General features: G+C 64.8%; 20 protein-coding genes. 6 read left to right on the top strand and 14 right to left on the bottom strand.

Going from position 1 to position 16,161, the window contains the following annotated elements; genetic code table 11:
* The first annotated feature begins 27 nt into the window (after positions 1–27).
* On the top strand, positions 28–498 hold the full coding sequence (locus NMG10_RS15445) for a MaoC family dehydratase (protein ID WP_062574831.1): 471 nt from the start codon (positions 28–30) through the stop codon (positions 496–498).
* A gap of 150 nt (positions 499–648) precedes the next feature.
* Here NMG10_RS15445 and NMG10_RS15440 read toward each other — a convergent pair whose 3' ends face one another.
* The 7 genes from NMG10_RS15440 to NMG10_RS15410 all read right to left on the bottom strand — a co-directional run bounded on the left by NMG10_RS15440 (position 649) and on the right by NMG10_RS15410 (position 5,274).
* Complete coding sequence (locus NMG10_RS15440; RefSeq protein ID WP_203651394.1) at positions 649–1,887, bottom strand: RNA polymerase sigma factor; 1,239 nt, start codon at positions 1,885–1,887, stop codon at positions 649–651.
* A 41-nt stretch (positions 1,888–1,928) separates the two neighbouring features.
* The gene (locus tag NMG10_RS15435) at positions 1,929–2,273 is read right to left on the bottom strand and encodes a YciI family protein (protein ID WP_203651392.1); all 345 of its coding nucleotides are present in this window, start codon (positions 2,271–2,273) and stop codon (positions 1,929–1,931) included.
* A 42-nt stretch (positions 2,274–2,315) separates the two neighbouring features.
* Positions 2,316–2,741: a nuclear transport factor 2 family protein gene (locus tag NMG10_RS15430; RefSeq protein ID WP_254464638.1), complete on the bottom strand. Its 426-nt coding sequence runs from the start codon at positions 2,739–2,741 to the stop codon at positions 2,316–2,318.
* Between the two features lie 94 nt (positions 2,742–2,835).
* A complete protein-coding gene (gene aac(6') / locus NMG10_RS15425; protein ID WP_232857282.1) occupies positions 2,836–3,288 on the bottom strand; it encodes an aminoglycoside 6'-N-acetyltransferase in 453 nt (150 codons plus the stop codon).
* 24 nt (positions 3,289–3,312) lie between these two features.
* Positions 3,313–3,954, bottom strand: coding sequence for a LysE family translocator (locus tag NMG10_RS15420; protein WP_232857281.1), 642 nt, complete (start codon positions 3,952–3,954; stop codon positions 3,313–3,315).
* Between the two features lie 77 nt (positions 3,955–4,031).
* Complete coding sequence (locus NMG10_RS15415) at positions 4,032–4,229, bottom strand: hypothetical protein (protein ID WP_232857280.1); 198 nt, start codon at positions 4,227–4,229, stop codon at positions 4,032–4,034.
* Between the two features lie 91 nt (positions 4,230–4,320).
* Positions 4,321–5,274, bottom strand: a complete 954-nt coding sequence (locus NMG10_RS15410) for a threonine dehydratase (protein ID WP_254464637.1) — start codon at positions 5,272–5,274, stop codon at positions 4,321–4,323.
* 75 nt (positions 5,275–5,349) lie between these two features.
* On the opposite strand from NMG10_RS15410, the gene NMG10_RS15405 reads away from it, so the two are divergent.
* The gene (locus NMG10_RS15405; protein ID WP_234560269.1) at positions 5,350–6,711 is read left to right on the top strand and encodes a PLP-dependent aminotransferase family protein; all 1,362 of its coding nucleotides are present in this window, start codon (positions 5,350–5,352) and stop codon (positions 6,709–6,711) included.
* 126 nt (positions 6,712–6,837) lie between these two features.
* Here the strand turns inward: NMG10_RS15405 and NMG10_RS15400 are convergent, their stop codons facing one another.
* Positions 6,838–7,095, bottom strand: coding sequence for a DUF2790 domain-containing protein (locus tag NMG10_RS15400; protein WP_028693053.1), 258 nt, complete (start codon positions 7,093–7,095; stop codon positions 6,838–6,840).
* Positions 7,096–7,427: 332 nt separating this feature from the next.
* On the opposite strand from NMG10_RS15400, the gene NMG10_RS15395 reads away from it, so the two are divergent.
* Positions 7,428–7,877 carry a GNAT family N-acetyltransferase gene (locus NMG10_RS15395; RefSeq protein WP_254464636.1) on the top strand — a complete coding sequence of 150 codons (450 nt, stop codon included), beginning with the start codon at positions 7,428–7,430 and terminating at the stop codon, positions 7,875–7,877.
* On the opposite strand, the gene def is transcribed toward NMG10_RS15395, so the two are convergent.
* The 3 genes from def to NMG10_RS15380 form a co-directional block, all read right to left on the bottom strand.
* Complete coding sequence (gene def, locus NMG10_RS15390) at positions 7,832–8,368, bottom strand: peptide deformylase (protein ID WP_186733041.1); 537 nt, start codon at positions 8,366–8,368, stop codon at positions 7,832–7,834. The two genes, NMG10_RS15395 and def, sit on opposite strands and share 46 nt — an antisense overlap.
* Entirely contained in the window at positions 8,365–9,324 is a 960-nt protein-coding gene (locus tag NMG10_RS15385; RefSeq protein ID WP_254464635.1) for a YihY/virulence factor BrkB family protein, read from the bottom strand. The genes def and NMG10_RS15385 overlap by 4 nt, the downstream gene beginning before the upstream one ends.
* Positions 9,325–9,489: 165 nt before the next feature.
* Positions 9,490–9,669: a CsbD family protein gene (locus tag NMG10_RS15380; protein WP_050706819.1), complete on the bottom strand. Its 180-nt coding sequence runs from the start codon at positions 9,667–9,669 to the stop codon at positions 9,490–9,492.
* Positions 9,670–9,881: 212 nt separating this feature from the next.
* On the opposite strand from NMG10_RS15380, the gene NMG10_RS15375 reads away from it, so the two are divergent.
* Entirely contained in the window at positions 9,882–10,262 is a 381-nt protein-coding gene (locus NMG10_RS15375) for a hypothetical protein (protein WP_050706820.1), read from the top strand.
* On the opposite strand, the gene NMG10_RS15370 is transcribed toward NMG10_RS15375, so the two are convergent.
* The gene (locus NMG10_RS15370) at positions 10,263–11,099 is read right to left on the bottom strand and encodes a S1 RNA-binding domain-containing protein (protein ID WP_110739178.1); all 837 of its coding nucleotides are present in this window, start codon (positions 11,097–11,099) and stop codon (positions 10,263–10,265) included.
* A 130-nt stretch (positions 11,100–11,229) separates the two neighbouring features.
* Between NMG10_RS15370 and NMG10_RS15365 the strand changes: the two genes are divergently transcribed.
* On the top strand, positions 11,230–12,090 hold the full coding sequence (locus tag NMG10_RS15365) for a DUF6279 family lipoprotein (RefSeq protein ID WP_254464634.1): 861 nt from the start codon (positions 11,230–11,232) through the stop codon (positions 12,088–12,090).
* A gap of 170 nt (positions 12,091–12,260) precedes the next feature.
* Here NMG10_RS15365 and aceK read toward each other — a convergent pair whose 3' ends face one another.
* Entirely contained in the window at positions 12,261–13,976 is a 1,716-nt protein-coding gene (aceK, locus tag NMG10_RS15360) for a bifunctional isocitrate dehydrogenase kinase/phosphatase (protein ID WP_254464633.1), read from the bottom strand.
* Positions 13,977–14,200: 224 nt separating this feature from the next.
* Between aceK and NMG10_RS15355 the strand changes: the two genes are divergently transcribed.
* Entirely contained in the window at positions 14,201–15,076 is an 876-nt protein-coding gene (locus tag NMG10_RS15355; RefSeq protein WP_110739181.1) for a DMT family transporter, read from the top strand.
* 39 nt (positions 15,077–15,115) lie between these two features.
* Here the strand turns inward: NMG10_RS15355 and NMG10_RS15350 are convergent, their stop codons facing one another.
* A complete protein-coding gene (locus NMG10_RS15350) occupies positions 15,116–15,997 on the bottom strand; it encodes a DMT family transporter (protein WP_203651370.1) in 882 nt (293 codons plus the stop codon).
* Positions 15,998–16,161: the final 164 nt, after the last annotated feature.

Genomic DNA, 16,161 nt, shown 5'->3' with positions numbered 1-16,161 from the left:
CTCGTCCGTTCCACAAGGAAGCCCCTGATGACCCAGGTCACCAACACGCCTTACGAAGCCCTCGAAGTCGGCCAGAAAGCTGAATACAAGAAGTCCGTGGCAGAACGCGACATCCAGCTGTTCGCCGCCATGTCCGGCGACCACAACCCGGTGCACCTGGATGCCGAGTTCGCCGCCAAGAGCATGTTCAAGGAACGCATCGCCCACGGCATGTTCAGCGGCGCGCTGATCAGCGCCGCAGTGGCCTGCACCCTGCCTGGCCCGGGCACCATCTACCTGGGCCAGCAGATGAGCTTCCAGAAGCCGGTGAAGATCGGCGACGAGCTGACCGTGCGCCTGGAAATCCTCGAGAAGCTGCCCAAGTTCAAGGTGCGTATCGCCACCAACGTGTACAACCAGAACGACGAGCTGGTGGTCGCCGGCGAAGCCGAGATCCTCGCGCCGCGCAAACAGCAGACCGTCGAGCTGGTGAGCCCGCCGGAGTTCGTTGCCGGCTGAAAGCACTGCGGCTCTCACGGTCACTGTAGGAGCGGCCTTGTGCCGCGAAAGGGCTGCGCAGCAGTCCCTGGATTTCAGCGTCCATGCATAGATCGCCGGGGCTGCTACGCAGCCCTTTCGCGGCACGAGGCCGCTCCTACAGGTATGACCTCACCCCAGCTCGCGCAAGCGCCGCTCGATATGGCGGCGTTCCGGCCCCTGCCGGGTCAGCGTCAATGCCTGCTGCCAGGCCTCGCGGGCCTGTTCGGTATTGCCCAGCTGCCGATGCAGTTCGGCGCGCGCGGCATGGGCCAGGTGGTATTCGCCCAGTTCGCCCCGCTCGAGAATTGCTTCGACCGCCCGCAACCCGACCTGCGCGCCATCACGCCGGGCCAGTGCCGCCGCCCGGTTCAGCTCCACCACCGGTGACGGCCAGTGGCGCTGCAGCACGTCGTACAGGCCGACGATCTCGTCCCAGTCGGTGGCCTCGGCGCTGGGCGCTTCGGCATGCAGCGCGGCAATCGCCGCCTGCACACTGTAGGGGCCGAACTCCCGGCTGCTCAGTGCCTGGCGCACCAACTGGCTGCCCTCCTCTATCTGTGTCCGGTCCCACAGGCTCCGGTCCTGTTCGTCGAGCAGCACCAGCTCGCCGTCGGTATCGCTGCGCGCGTTCTGCCGCGAGGCCTGCAACAGCATCAGCGCCAGCAGCCCCAGCACTTCGGCATCCGGCAACAACTGCGCCAGCAACCGGCCCAGGCGGATAGCTTCGTCGGTCAGCGCGCGCGTGGTCACATCCTCGCCCGACGACGCCGAATATCCCTCGTTGAACACCAGGTAGATCACCCGCAGCACACTCTCCAGCCGCTCCGGCAACTCGCCCAGCTCCGGTACCTGGTAGGGGATCTGCGCATCGCGGATCTTGGCCTTGGCGCGCACGATGCGCTGGGCGATGGTCGCCGGGCTCTGCAGGAAGGCGCGGGCGATCTGCTCGGTGGTCAGGTCGCAGACCTCGCGCAGTGTCAGCGGCACCTGGGCATCGAAGGCCAGGGCTGGGTGGCAGCAGGTGAAGATCAGGCGCAGCCGATCGTCGACCAGCAGCTCCTGCTCGCCCGGGTCCTGGGCCTCGCCCTCCAGCAGCATGATCAGGTCCGCCTGGGAGCGGTCGAAACGGGCACGCCGACGCAAGGCGTCGATGGCCTTGAAGCGGCCAGCGGAGACCAGCCAGGCCCGCGGATTGTCCGGGATGCCATCGCGCTGCCAGCGCTCGACGGCAATGAAGAAGGCGTCATGCAGGGCCTCCTCGGCCAGGTCGAAGTCTCCCAGCAGGCGGATCAGGGTGGCCAGGATGCGCCGGGAGTCGCGGCGGTAGACCGCCGCCACTTCATCCCGGATTTGCCCTTCGCTATTCATCAGCCCGGCGATACCTGGGTCATCGTGCTCTCCTTATTGGGTCAGGGTTGCAACTCACGCACCGGACGCACCTCGACGCTGCCGACCCGCGCCGCCGGAATGCCCCTGGCGATGTTCAACGCTTCATTGAGGTCGCGGGCATCGACCAGGTAGAACCCGGCCAACTGCTCCTTGGTCTCGGCGAACGGACCGTCGGTCAGGCTCATGTGTCCGGCGCGCACGCGTACCGTGGTGGCCGTCTGCACGGGCTTGAGCGCCTCGGCGGCGATCATCCGCCCGGAGCCCTGGATGGACTCGGCGTAGGCCATGCATTCGGCGTCCTCGGGGCTGTCGGGCAGGCTGTGCAACAGCGCTTCATCACAATAGACCAGGCACAGGTATTTCATGATCGTCTCCGGGGCGAGGTGGCGATAGGCGGTCGAGGGCGTTCAAGGTTTGAGATCGAACAGCGCTTTTTGCGTTTCCATGTCGAACGGTGCCGACCAGTGTTCGTGGATGACCTGCCATTGGCCGCCGCTGCGCCGGTAGCCGACAGTGGCGCGCATGAAGCCGCACTGGCTCTCATCGTCGCCCGGGCCACAGCGGTTGAGCCAGTGGGCCAGGCCCAGGTCGCCGTCGGCGTGCACGGTCAGCTGCGCCAATTCGAACACCATCGGCCCGGTGCACATGCCCATGCACATTTCCCAGTGGGCGCGATAGGCGGCCTTGCCCTTGAATTGCAGGGCCTGGATGGCGTCGAAGGCGACAATGTCGTCGGCGTAGGGGGCGACGATACGGTCGACGTCACGCTCGCGCACGGCTTGCATCCACTGTTCGATCAGTTGCTTCAGTTCATGCTCGGCTGCAGTGTTCATCGGTGTTTCCTCCGAAGACTCATCAGGGTTGGTGGTGACGCTTTCAACACTGGTCGAACGGGAAAACGGCAAATCGACAACTGCCCGGAAATTTTCAGTCGAGGGGCGCGACTGGCTTGAGGAAGTACACGACACGCTCGGTCTCGGCAAAGCCCAGGGCCGCGTGCATGCGCTGGCTGCCAAGGTTGTCCAGCGCGGCGTCCGAGGCCAGTTCGCGGCAACCTTTGCCATCGGCCCACCGTTCGACAGCCGCGATCAGCTGGCGGGCGACGCCCTGGCCGCGCGAGGCCTGTTCAACAAAGACGCCTTCGAGGTACGCCACCGGCGAAGTATTGCTGCCATTGACATAGTCATGACGCACCGACGCCTCGGCCAGCCCTTGCGCCCTGCCCTGCTCGTCATACGCCAGCAGGGCCACGAAGGTTGCGGGGCGGCCGGCGATATCGGCCATTTCCGCCAGGTGGTCAGTCGCCGCACTGTCGGGCCACAAGGCGCTGCGCAAGTGCAGCCAGGCCGGGCTGCCCGGGTCAGTGCAGGGTTGGATCATTGCCACTTCTGGGAACTCCATGACTCAAACGGGTGTAGACAAGATGAACTCACGATAACCGGAGAGAATCACATACACCGCGAAATAACAGAAAATGGCCGCCGACAGCAGGTAGGACCACGTCAGCAGCCGATCACCGAGCAAGCGCCCACCATGGCTGGCGATGGCGCAGAGCGACACGCACCAGACCAACCCGGCGGCGAAGAAGCCCCCGAGGAACAGACCCGCGTCGAGCAGGCTGCCGCCACCAGACCTGGAGATCAGCACCCCACCCACCGCCGCGAACCAGAGGATCGCGCTGGGCGAGGACATGGCCAGGAAGATCCCGCGCAGGAACTCGCGCCAGCCAGACTCCACCACCACTTCGCCCCGCGACTCCAGGTGCCCGCCGCGCCAGGCCGCCAGCAGCATCTTCACGGCAAACCACACCAGCAGTGCCGAACCGCCCAGCCACAGGGCCCAGCGCACGCTTTCGAACTGCAACAGCACGGTCATCCCGGCCAGAGCAGCAATTGCATAGACCAGGTCGCCGACGCAGGTACCCAGTCCCAGCCAGAACCCTTGGAGAAAGCCGCGCTGCATGGCCAGGGTGATCATGGCGATATTGGCCATGCCGATGTCCAGGCACAGGGAAAGGCTGAGGAGAAAACCGTTGGAGAAAGGCATGGCGCACTCTGGACGTAATCAGGGGTGCACATTGAACCCGAGGGTGCGCTTGCCGTACAGAAAGAAAGTTCACTCGCTCAGACAGATTCCGACTGGCCTGTGCAGTCGGAAACATAGTCTTCCACGGCTTGTTGAAACGCTTCGTGCAACCCATGCAGAGTGCTGGCGTGAAAACTGATGATACCGATCATGCCAAGTACACGTCCGACGAAGATCTGGTCATGCGCATCGTATTCGACACTGGCCTCGTAGCCCCTGTAGTGAATGTGATTCATCGTCGATCCCCAGAAATGCCTCGCAGGTAGACAAAAATGCTACCAAGACCGGGGAAGCTCTTCTGCCTCGACATTCATTCAGAATTTTTCATCACCCCGCCAACACCTGCGCATAACGCCCACGATCCACATTGGCGCCACTGAGCACCACCGCCACACGCTTGCCGGCCTGACGCCCACGTTCCTGCATCAATGCGGCCAGGGCAGCGGCACCGGCACCTTCGGCGGTGTTGTGGGTGGTCTCGTGGTAGAGCCGCATGGCCTCGCCGATCTCGTCGTCGCTCACCCGCACGATGCGTGCGGCATGCTCGCGCACCAGGGCGAAGGCATCGGGGTGCGGCACGCGACAGGCCATGCCGTCGGCGAAGGTGTTGGCGCTGGCGGTGGTGATGATGCGACCCTGCTCGAAGCTCTGGGCATAAGCGTCTGCCGCAGCGGATACCACGCCGACGATCTCGGTGGACAGCCCCAGCAGATTGCGCGCCTGGATCAGCCCGCAGATGCCCGAGCCCATGCCGATCGGCACATACACGCAATCCAGCTCGGCCACCGCCTCGAACAGCTCCAAGGCGTAGGTGGCCACACCGCGCACCAGCTCTGGGTGGAACGATGGGACCATCTGGTAGCCGCGTTCCTCGGCCAGGCGCGCCGCCTCTTCACGGGCAACGTCGAAGTCCACGCCGTGCTCCACCAGTTCCGCGCCCAGGGCGCGCATGGCGGCATTCTTCTCTCGCGAGTTGCCTTCAGGCACCACGATCACCAGCGGCAAGCCCGCCTGGCGCGCCGCCAGGGCCATGCTCTGGCCATGGTTGCCGCGGGTGGCGGTGACCAGCCCGCGGGGGACTTCGCCAGCTGCCTGCAGGGAACGCACGTAGACCAGCCCACCACGCACCTTGAAGGCACCGGTGGGGGCATGGTTCTCATGCTTGACCCAGAGCTGGCAACCCAGCCGCTCGGCCAGCAGCGGCCAGGCATGCTGCGGGGTCGGCGGAACGTGCTGGTGAACAAAGTCGGCGGCTTCACGCAGGGCGGGCAAGTCGAACATGGCGATCTTCCTTCATCGGTAGGGCTTGATCCGATCCTAAGCGCCGGTCATTGTATGGGTCCAAACATATATTGCATGGGTAGCAATTTCGTGTGGATTCCCTCCCTGCCAGACAACGACCAGCCGCGCTACCTGGCGCTGGTCGAAGCCATTGCCGGCGCCATCGAACAGGGCGAGCTGAAAGCCGGCGAACGCCTGCCGCCCCAGCGTCGCCTGGCCTGGACGCTGGGCCTGAACCCAAGCACCACGCAACAGGCGTACCGCGAGGCTGCGGCGCGGCACCTGGTGTCCGGTGAAGTGGGGCGCGGCACCTACGTGCTGGCCAGCAGCAAGGAGGCGACACTATTCCGCCTCAAGCAGCCCGACCGCCAGCACCCGGTGATCGACCTGTCGACCAACGTGCCAGTGGCCGATCCGCACAATCTTGACCTCGAACACAGCCTGCGCAGACTGCTCGAACAGGGTGAAACCACCCTGCTCGACCATTACCTGGGGCCGGAGCAATTGCTACTGGGGCGGATCCAGGGCGCCCGCTGGCTGGCCAATCGCGGCCTGGACCTGAGACCCGAGGAGGTGCTGCTCTGCGGTGGCGCCCAACAGGCCTTGATCCTGGTGCTGCAGTCACTGTGCCAGGCAGGCGAGCCGGTGATGGTCGAAGCGTTGACCGCCCCGGGCATCAAGGCGGCCTGTCGACAGCTGCGCCTGCCGGTGCAGGGGGTGGCTCTGGATGAACAGGGTTTGCGCCCGGACGAACTGGACCGCGTCGTGCGGGCCAGTGGCGCGCGGGTACTGGTGACCACCCCGACCCTGCACAACCCGACCGGGGCCTGCATGGGCGAGGCCCGGCGCCAGGCGCTGGCGGCAGTCGCCAGGCGCCACGACTTGCTGGTGATCGAGGATGACGTGTACGGCGCCTTGACCGACCGGCCGCCGCTGTACCCTTTGCTCGAAGGCCGCGGGGTGCTGATCAGCAGTTTGTCCAAGACCGTGGCCGCCGGCCTGCGCCTGGGCTGGATCGTGGCGCGGCCAGCGTTGCTGGAGCAGATCGACCCCTATGCCCAGGCCACCCATTGGTCGGTGTCGCCATTGAACCTGCACATCGCTTGCCAGTGGATTTCGGACGGGACCGCCGCACGGCGACTGGCCTGGCAGCGGGAGGAACTGGCCGAGCGTTGGCGCCTGGCGCGGGCGTTGCTGGGTAATGCACTGCAGGTGGACGGCGTGCCTTCGCCCCATGCCTGGCTGACCACGTCTGCAGAAGCCGAGACGCTGGTTGCCCGGTGTCGGGCGCAAGGAGTGGAGATCGTGCCGGCCAGTGTGTTCGCGGTGGGCACGGAGCGTGTGCGGGCAGTGCGGGTCAGCCTGTCGGCGGCGCACAGCCGCGCGCAGTTGAAGCAGGGGCTGGAGCTCGTCCGGGATTTACACCTGCCCCTGTAGGAGCGGCCTTGTGCCGCGAAAGGGCCGCAAAGCGGCCCCAGATTTCAGTGTTGGCGCAAAGATCGCCGGGGCCGCTTTGCGGCCCTTTCGCGGCACAAGGCCGCTCCTACAGGGATTGTGCACGGCTCAATTCAGGCGGCAGCCCTCGCCCAGGGCACGGTACTGAAGGGTGTGCACCTGTCCCTGATGGTCCTCGTAGGTCATGGTGGCGGGCACCACTTCACAGACGTTGGGAATCGTCGACAGGCTGATCACGCGCTTGATGTCGAGGTTGGTGGAATAGTCGTACTGCTCGACCACGGGTTGGGTGTCTGCGGTCTTGACCTGGTCCGCGAAGGCGAGCGAGGACATACCGACCAATGCAAGAATCAGTAAGGCTTTCATGGATAACGACCTTGATGGCTATCAAGCTGATCGCGTGACTTCTGATGCCGTCAATGGCGCGGAGAAGTTGTCATCGACTGCGAAGATGACACGAAGTACCGATCCCGCTTTATCGTACTGCCGGGGGGATGAGTGAAAGTCTACTCCGCAGTCAGAATAGTTGAACCCCTGGGTCGGTTATTCACCCTTGCCGGATTTGCAACAATCTGCGACAAAGCACCATCATTTTTCCTGCACAGGCCCTGTCGCGGGACAAGCCCGCTCCTACAGGCTGCATGCGACCTTGTGGGAGCGGGCTTGCCCCGCGATGAGCCACACAGCGTGAGCCACGCATGCCGCCCCTGACCTGCACCCTTCTGCCCCCTATCCAGCGCCGCCTGCTGGAGCAGTTCTATCGCCAGCACGGCTCGCGCATGCGCGCCGCCAGTGATGGCGAGCAGTGGGTCGCGCGCAGCGGTGGAATCGTCGGCGGAATGAACCTGACACCCGTAGAGGGCGGCTACTGGCTGACCGGCCTGTTCGTCGCCCCGCAATGGCGTGGCCGGCAGATCGCCTCGCAACTGGTAGAGGCCGCGCTGGCCGACAGCACCTGCGCGACCTGGCTGTTCTGCCATCCGGACCTGACGCCCTTCTACCAGCGCCTGGCCTTCACGCCCGCCACCACACTGCCCGAAGCCCTGGCCTCGCGCCTGGCCCGTTACCAGCGCAGCAAGCCCTTGGTGGCGCTGGTGCGGGATCAGTCGTCGGCCACATCGAGCCCGGGGAACAGCACGTCGGTGTAGCCGAACTTGCTGAAGTCCTGGATGCGTGAGGGGTACAACCGGCCGATCAGGTGATCGCACTCATGCTGCACCACCCGCGCATGAAAGCCATCGGCAAAGCGGTTGATCGGGTTGCCCTGGGGGTCGATGCCCGAATAGCTGATGTGCTTGTAGCGCGGCACCACGCCGCGCAGGCCCGGCACCGACAGGCAGCCTTCCCAGCCGTCCTCGACTTCCGTGGCCAGCGGCGTGATCACCGGGTTGAGCAGGATGGTCCGCGGCACCGGCTCGGCGTCCGGGTAGCGCTCGCTGCGCTCGAAGCCGAAGATCACCAGTTGCAGGTCGATGCCGATCTGCGGCGCGGCCAGGCCTACCCCACCGACATGGGCCATGGTCTCGAACATGTCGTCGATCAGTTGCTTGAGCTCGGGGCTGCCGAGCATATGCTCCGGCACCGGCGGGGCGATGCGCAGCAGGCGTTCGTCGCCCATCTTGAGAATGTCGCGGATCATCTGGTATTCGGCTCGCGGGTCTGGGGTTCGGGTGTCACCGGGTGCTCATGCCCGAGCACGGTGATGCTCTGTTGCGGATTGTCCTGGGCGAACTCCTTTTCGCCGGGGTTCTTGCCCTCAGCGGACATGTGCTCGATCACCGCGTTCATCTCGGCCCCCAGCAGCAGCACGGCGGCGGAGATGTAGAAATACAGCAGCAGCACGATAATCGCCCCGATACTGCCATACATGGCGTTGTAGTCGGCGAAGGTCTTCACGTAGTAGGCAAAACCCAGCGACGCGACGATCCACACCACTACCGCCAGCACCGAGCCCGGGGTGATGAAGCGGAATTTCTGCTTCACATCGGGCATCACGTAGTAGATCAGCGCCACCGCCACCATCATCAGGATGATGATCGCCGGCCAGCGCAGGATGGTCCAGACGACCACTACCGCCTCTTCCAGGCCCACCTGGGAGGCGATCCACCCCATGACCTGCGGCCCCAGCACCATCAGCGCGGCGGCCGCCAGGAGCATGCCGGCGACGCCGACGGTGTAGATGATCGACAGCGGGATGCGCTTCCACACCGGCCGCCCTTCAGGCACGTCGTAGGCGGCGTTCATCGCGCTCATCATCAGGCGCACGCCGGCCGAGGCGGTCCACAGGGCGATCACGATACCCACCGACAGCAGTCCGCCCTTGGACTGTTGCAACTGGTCGATCACCGGGTTGACCTGCTCCAGGGCCTGGGGCGGCAGCACCAGCTCGGACTGCAGGCGCAGCCAGGAGAAGAAGTCCGGCAGGTGCAGGAAACCGATCAGGGCAATCAGGAACAGCAGGAACGGGAACAACGAGAACAGCATCTGGTAGGCCAGCGCGGAGGCATAGGTGGACATCTCGTCGTCGAGGAACTCCTTGACGGTGCGCACCAGCACGCGGTGCAGGGGCAGGCCGCGCAGGTCGGGGAAAATCATAGCGTCTCCTTTCGCCGCTTGATCGGGGTGGCAATGCAACAAGTCTAATAGACCAGGCGGCGGGCGTGCTGTTCGCTGGCGCGTTGCCGAACGCACAAAGCAATCGCGGGGCAAACCCGCTCCCACCGCGTGAGAGCGCACTGCCCCGCGACTATGCCACTGCGATCAAGGTTTCTTCACGGCATCCTTGACCTTGCCCACGGCCTGCTGCGCCTCGCCCTTCAACTCCTGGGCCTTGCCCTCGGCGCGCAGCCTGTCGTTGTCGGTCACCTTGCCGACGCCCTGCTTGATGTTGCCCACGGCCTCGTTGGCCAGGCCTTTCGCTTTATCCTTGGTGCCGCTCATGGGATGTCTCCTTGCCGGAAAGACACGGGAAATCGTGTCGACACCTGATCGACCCATGGCCATCGGCAGGAGTTTCAATTAGTTTGCCTGCGCTCAGCCCAACGGCTTCACGCCTTCCCCGTGGGAGCGGCGGTGCGCCGATGCGACTTGCCCCGCGATGAGCCCACCCGCACAATACCAGGCCAATCTAGCGTCAACCCGCAGGAACCTGCATGAAACTCGACAAACCCACCGCCATCGCCCGGCGCAACGAAGCGCTGACCCGACCGGTGCTCAACCGCGACAACACCCTGTTCGCCATCCTCGACAAGAAGCGCAACCTGTGGTGGTTCGAGGTGCCGGTGGCGCTGCTGCGCAAAGGCCAGCCAGACTGGGTCAACCTGCTGCTGCACACCCCGGAAACCGATGAACTGCAGCACCTGAAGGTACCGACCAACTTCCTGCGCGCTCACCAGGAGCAGATGGAAGTGCGCAACGCCGGTAAACGCCGCTCGACCATCAGCCTGGCCCTGAGCGCCGACCGCGACTCGCTGCTGCGCGACAGCCGCCCGGGTGGCGAGCAGCTGGACTTCAGCACCTTCGTGCAGGCCTGATCAGGCCCGCTCGATGCGATCGTCATGGATGACGATCCGGCCCTGCTTGAACAGTGCGCCGATAGCTTTCTTGAAGTTGCCCTTGCTGACATTGAACATCTGGCTGATCAGCGCCGGATCGCTCTTGTCGCACACCGCCAGCACGCCGCCATTGGCTTCAAGGCGCTGCATGATCTGCTCGGACAAGCCGTCGGCCAGGGCCTGGCCCACCGGCTGCAGGCTCAGGGCGATCTTGCCATCGGCGCGCACTTCCTTGATGAAGCCCTTCTCGTGCATGCCCGAACGCAGGAACTTGAACACTTCGTTCTTGTGGATCAGGCCCCAGTGGCGGTTGTTGATGATCGCCTTGAAGCCCATCGGCGTCTCGCCGGCCACCAGCAGCTCGACCGGCTGGCCGACCTGGTAGTCCACCGGGGTGCGGTCCAGGTAACGGTCCAGCTTGGCGGTGGCGGTGATGCGCCGGGTGCGTTTGTCCAGGTAGGCGTGGACCACGCAGTAGTCACCGATCTTCAGTGGCCGGGACTCTTCCGAGTAGGGCATCAGCAGGTCCTTGGACAGGCCCCAGTCGAGGAAGATGCCCGCGCCGTTGATGTCCTTGACCTTGAGGCTGGCGAACTCGCCTACCTGCATCTTCGGCTTCTCGGTGGTGGCGATCAGCTGGTCCTCGCTGTCGAGGTAGATGAACACGTTGAGCCAGTCGTCCAGCTCGAGTTCGGCATCCTTGGGGAAGTAGCGCCGTGGCAGGAGGATCTCGCCGTCGGCACCGCCGTCCAGGTACAGGCCGAATTCCACGTGTTTCACGATTTGCAAACTGTTGTAACGCCCAAGCAGAGCCATTTCCGAAGATCCTCAAGACAAGGCGGCTATTCTAACACTTGACCCGCCCGTCCGCCCGAGCGCGCATGCGCCGGAACCCTCGGGCCCACCTTGCGTCCACCGCCTGGCCAGCCTGTGCAAGGATTCGCTCATGCCCCGACGCCTGCCCCAAACCCTGCTGCTCGTCATCGGCTTCGCCCTGGCCCTTGTGGCCTGCAGCCGCATCGACCTGGCCTACCGCAACCTTGACCGCCTGGTGCCCTGGTCGCTGGACGACTACCTGGACATGAACCGCGAGCAGAAACAGCTGCTCGACGAACGGCTCAGAGAACAACTGGCCTGGCACTGCAAGACGCAGCTGCCCGGCTACCTCGACTGGCTCGACCGGGTGCGGCTGATGGTTGCCGAAGACGCAGTCACCGACCAGGCCCTGGAGCAACGCACCCTCGAAGCCCGCCAGGCCATCGGCCGGGTGGCCACGGCGATCACCCCCTCGGCCACCGAACTGCTGCGCGGGATGAGCGACACCCAGGTCGCCGAGATGCGCCAGGCGTTTCGCGCCGACATCGACAAGTGCCGCAAAACCTACGACGAAACCCCGCTGCCCAAACAGATCGAACAACGCGCCGCACGCATGCAGAAGCGCCTGGAACCCTGGCTGGGTGAGCTCAGCGCCCAGCAACGCTTGCGGGTGATGAGCTGGTCCCAGGCCCTGGGCGACCAGAACCGCCAGTCGATCGCCAATCGCGCGCACTGGCAGCAGCAGCTGGTGCTGGCAATGGACCAGCGCGCCACGCCCGGCTTCGAACCGCGCCTGGCGCAACTGCTGCAGCGCAAGGAAAGCCTGTGGACGGCGGAGTACCGCCAGGCCTATGAGAACAGTGAACAGCAGGCGCGCAGCCTGCTGGTCGATCTGATGAAGCAGAGCAGCCTTGCGCAGAAGCAGTTCCTGCAGCAGCGCCTGGGCAAGGTGCGGGCGGATTTCAGTGAGCTCAAGTGCCTGAGAGGTTGAAGTTAGCTGGGCTGCTCAAGCCATACCCCCCATGTAGGAGCGGCCTTGTGCCGCGAAAGGGCTGCAAAGCAGCCCCAGGATTTCAGCTTCGCAGCGAAAATGCCGGGGCCGCGTTGCGGCCCTTTCGCGGCACAAGGCCGCTCCTACAGGGTTACATGTTTGGGCGCCATTCAGCGCCCCTTGCGCCGATACGGAAAAACATCGATCACCTTCCCCGCGCGGATCGCCTCCTGCAGCCCTTTCCAGTAATCGGCGTCATACAACTCGCCATGCAGTCGGCTGAACAAGCGGCGCTGGCCGATATCGGCGAACAGGAACGGCGGAAACTCCTCGGGGAACACGTCGTGCGGCCCGATCGAGTACCACGGTTCGCCCGACATCTCGTCCTCGGGGTAGCGCGGCGGCGGGATATGGCGGAAGTTGACCTCGGTGAGGTAGCTGATCTCGTCGTAATCGTAGAACACCACCCGGCCATGGCGAGTAACGCCGAAGTTCTTCAGCAGCATGTCACCGGGGAAGATGTTGGCCGCCGCCAGCTGCTTGATCGCCAGCCCGTAGTCCTCCAGCGCTTCCAGCACCTGGGCTTCGCTGGCCTGTTCAAGGTAGAGATTGAGCGGGGTCATGCGTCGCTCGGTCCAGCAGTGACGAATGAGTACCGTGTCCCCCTCCAGCGCCACGGTGGAGGGCGCCACTTCCAGCAGCTCGGCAAGGCAGTCGGGGTCGAACTTGGCGCGGGGGAAGCGAAAATCGGCGAACTCCTGGGTGTCGGCCATGCGTCCGACGCGATCCACGCTCTTCACCAGGCGATATTTCTCAATCACCGTGGCGCGATCAACAGTCTTGGACGGCGAGAAACGATCCTTGATGATCTTGAACACCGTGTTGAAGCCCGGCAGGGTGAACACGCTCATCACCATCCCGCGCACCCCCGGCGCCATGATGAAGCGGTCGTCGCTGTTGGCCAGGTGGTTGATCAGTGCGCGGTAGAACTCCGACTTGCCGTGTTTGTAGAAACCGATCGAGGTGTACAGCTCGGCGATGTGCTTGCCCGGCAGGATGCGCTTGAGGAAGTTGACGAACTCCGCCGGCACCGGCACATCGACCATGAAGTACGAACGGGTGAAGGAGAAGATGATCGACACCTCCGCCTCATCGGTGATCAGCGTATCGGCCTCGATGCCATGGCCTTCGCGGTGCAGCAGCGGGATCACCAGCGGCCACTGCTCGTCGGGGGTGTACAGGCGCCCGACCAGGTAGGCGCCCTTGTTGCGGTAGAGCACCGGGGTGAACAGCTCCACTGCCAGCGCCGGGTCCTTGCACACCCAGTCGGGCAGGCATTCACGCAGCTGGTCCTGCAACCGCGACAGGTCGCCCTCCAGGCCCCCGTAGGGCACGTTGAAGCGGTAATCGGCGAAGATTGCCCGCAACAGCCCCTTCAGTCCACCGTCCAGCGCATAGGTGCGGGTCTGCGCCGCGCGCTCGTGGCCGCGCATGGACGGGCGAGTGGTGTGGATGAACATGCAGCCGTCGCTGATCTGGTCATGACTGAACAGGCTGCAGAACAACGAGTTATACCAGGTCTCGGACAGCTCATCGTCCAGCCGCGGGTCGATCAGGCGGATGTAGGCGTTCTTCACCAATGGCCACTGCTCGACGTCCAGCAGTTGGGAGGTCTCGAAGCCTTGGCGCAGCCAACCGCTGACCTCGGCGACCTTGTCTTCGTAGAGATTGATCCGCGCCGCCGCGGCATGCTGGATTTCCTGCCAGCGCGCCTGCTCGAAACGCTCGCGGGCACCGAGGGTGATGCGGCGAAAATGCTCGCGGTAGTCGTCGAAGCCATCGAGGATCATCCGGGCGATGTCGGCGGCGGGCCAGGGTTGGGTCATGCGCGGGATCTCATGGCAAGTTGAGTTAGATAGCTTAGTCGTCCGTAAGCGGCTCGCAGGCAGTGTGGACCTTATCGCGGGGCAAGCCCGCTCCCACGCCGCCAGTGTTCCACACGTGGAAGCGGGCTTGCCCCGCGATAAGGCTTACACAGCAAGAAAGCACAAGAATCCCGCTTGCCCACTGACGTACACTCGCGCCCCTGCCCCACCGCCGGAGACCACCCGTGAGCCCCATCGCCCTTGCCCGTCTGTTGACCCTTGCCGCCGTCTGGGGTGCTAGCTTCCTGTTCATGCGCATCATCGCTCCCGAGCTCGGCACCGTGCCGACCGCCTTTTTCCGCGTGTCGATCGCCTGCCTGGGGCTGATCGCCATCCTCGCCGCCGCCCGGGTGCGCTGGAATTTCGAGGGCAAGCTGGGTGCCTGCCTGGTGCTGGGCATGATCAACTCCGGCATTCCGGCCACGTTCTATTCCGTGGCGGCGCAGGTGCTGCCGGCGGGCTACTCGGCGATCTTCAACGCCACCACGCCACTGATGGGCGTGCTGATCGGCACCTTGTTCTTCCGCGAGGCGATGACCCTGCCCAAGCTCTGCGGGATCTTCCTCGGCCTGTTCGGCGTAGGCATCCTCAGCGGCGCCGGCCCGGTGGCGCTGGACATGGCCCTGGTGCAAGGCGCCCTGGCGTGCCTGGCGGCGACCACCTGCTACGGTTTCGCGGGTTTCCTCGCGCGGCGCTGGGTGGGAACGCTGGACAGCCGTCTGTCTGCCCTGGGCAGCATGCTCGGCGCCACCCTGCTGTTGAGCCCGCTGTTCGCCTGGAGCGCGCTGACCCAGCCGCCTGCCAGCTGGGGCGGCTGGCAGGTATGGCTGTCGCTCTTGGGCCTGGGGCTACTGTGCACGGCGTTCGCCTACATCTTGTACTTCCGCCTGCTGAACGAAATCGGGCCGGTCAAGGCCAGCACCGTGACCTTCCTGATCCCGGTGTTCGGCGTACTGTGGGGGGCGTGGCTGCTGGATGAGCCGCTGTCGATGGCGCACCTGTACGGCGGCCTGCTGATCGCCGCGGCGCTCTGGCTGGTGCTGCGCCCTGCACGGTCGTGATGTGGGAGCGGGCTTGCCCCGCTCCCAGCATTTCTTTACTCAGGCCTCGGCCGCGCGCAACGCCGGCTTGCGGAACACGAACAGCAACCCGACCACGATCAACCCCATTCCCAGCAGGCTGAGCGGCGCCAGGCGGTTACCGAAGATGGCGAAGTCCATCACCGCCGTCACCGCCGGCACCAGGTAGAACAGGCTGGTGACATTGACCAGGTTGCCACGGGCGATCAGCCGGTACAGCAGCAGCGTGGCCAGCAGCGAAACCACTAGCCCCATCCACAGCAGCGCGCCGACGAAGCTGGCGTTCCACTCGACCTGCAGCGGCTGGAACGGCGCGAACAGCGCGCACAGGGCAAAACCGGCCAGGTACTGCAGCGGCAAGGTGCCCATCGGGTTGTCGGTGATGCGCTTCTGCAGGATCGAGCCGAAGGTCATGCTGGCCAACGCCAGCAGGGCGAACAGCATGCCCGTCAGGGATACCCCGCCAAGGTTGATGCCCTGGTAGACCACCATCACCAGGCCGCCAAGCCCCAGGCCCAGGCCGAACAGTCGGCTCCAGGAGCGTTGGCGCTCCATCAGCACCACGGTAAGGATCGGTTGCACGCCCATGACCGTGGCCATGACGCCGGGGGTGACATGGGTATTGAGTGCCAGCAGGTAGAAGATCTGGTAGGCGCCCAGCAACACGCAGCCGGTCCCCAAAGCGCGAACAATGCCGCCCCGGGTACGTGGCCAGCGCAAGCCGAGCAGCGGTCCGATCAACAACAGACCGAAAAGCGCCAGGGCCGAGCGCAGCAGCAGGAAGGCGAAAGGGCTGGCCTGGGCCAGGCCGAGCTTGGAAACGATCGCCCCGCTGCTCCACAGCAGGACGAACAGGCTGGTGGTGGCCGCCGAGGCCACGGATGCTTTGTTGAAAACAGACATGTATTGCCACCTGTATACGGGCAAATGAGCCGTACGGAGGGCCTATCGCGTCTTGCGGGGATAGCCGACCGTGTTCAGTAGGTTGCGAGTGCGGTGGGGAGCGGCCTGCGGCCGATCAGCCCAGCACCACGACTGCGCAAGGAGGCGGAGCTACGCCGCCTACG

The organism is Pseudomonas sp. DVZ6 (genome assembly GCF_024259445.1).
Classification (GTDB): Bacteria; Pseudomonadota; Gammaproteobacteria; order Pseudomonadales; family Pseudomonadaceae; genus Aquipseudomonas; species Aquipseudomonas peradeniyensis.
This window is presented reverse-complemented; position numbering and strand designations above follow the sequence as displayed.